The organism is Mycobacterium sp. E2989, assembly GCF_001667595.1.
In the GTDB taxonomy this organism is placed as follows: Bacteria; Actinomycetota; Actinomycetes; order Mycobacteriales; family Mycobacteriaceae; genus Mycobacterium.
This window is the reverse complement of record NZ_LZJX01000041.1, coordinates 1-911: the sequence shown is the minus strand read 5'-3', so window position 1 is coordinate 911 and position 911 is coordinate 1. Positions and strand designations below refer to the sequence as shown.

General features: G+C 72.1%; 1 protein-coding gene. It reads left to right on the top strand.

Going from position 1 to position 911, the window contains the following annotated elements:
• On the top strand, window positions 1–911 hold a 911-nt coding region (locus A5680_RS08415; protein ID WP_067818204.1), incomplete at both ends, for a PPE domain-containing protein.

The following is a 911-nucleotide window of genomic DNA, read 5'->3' as shown; positions in this document are numbered from 1 at the left end:
GCGGCGGTGCAGGCCAGCTCGGCGGCGGCGGCTTATGAGTCGGTGTTTTCCTCGGTGGTGCCCCCGCCGGTGATCGCGGCCAACCGGGCGTTGGTGCAGCAGTTGCAGGCCACCAATGTGATCGGGCAGAACACCGGGGCGATCGCGCAGTTGGAGGCCCAGTACGGCGAGTTTTGGGCTCAAGATGCCGGGGCGATGGCCACCTACACCGCGCAGTCGACGGCGACGACCAAGGGCCTGACGCAGTTCGCGCCGGCGCCGAAGGTGACCAACGATGCGGGCACGGCCAGCCAGTCGGGCACGGTGGCCAACGCGGCGGCCAACACCACCGCGGGTAACACCGCCAACGTGGTGCAGAAGGCGGCCACCACGGCCACCACGAGCACGACCCAGCAGGCCGCCCAGGCAGCGGCCACCACGACCGATCCGTTCCAGGAGCTGTGGTTCCTGCTGACCGGCCAGACCACCCTGCCCACCAACCTGGGCACGGCCGTCAACGGTTACAGCCCCTTCGCGAGCCTCTTCTACAACACCGAGGGTCTGCCCTACTTCAGCATCGGTATGGGCAACAACTTTGTGCAGATCGCCAAGTCGGTCGGGGCGATCGGTGGTGCGGCCCCCGCGGCGGCCAAGGCCCTGCCCGGCCTGGGTGGGCTCGGTGGTCTGCTCGGTGGCGGTGCGGGTGCGGTGCACCCAGCGGCGGCCATCGGCGGGGCCGGCTCGATCGGTGGCAAGCTGTCGGTGCCGGTGGCCTGGAACAGCGCCCCGGCCGTGCCGGCGATGGGCCACACCGCGGTCCCGGTCAGCGCGATCAGCGCCGCACCCGAGGCCGCCGGGGGACCGGGCAACCTGCTCGGCGGCATGCCCCTGGCCGGCGTCGGCAGCGGCACCCACGCCGGTGCCGGCCCCCG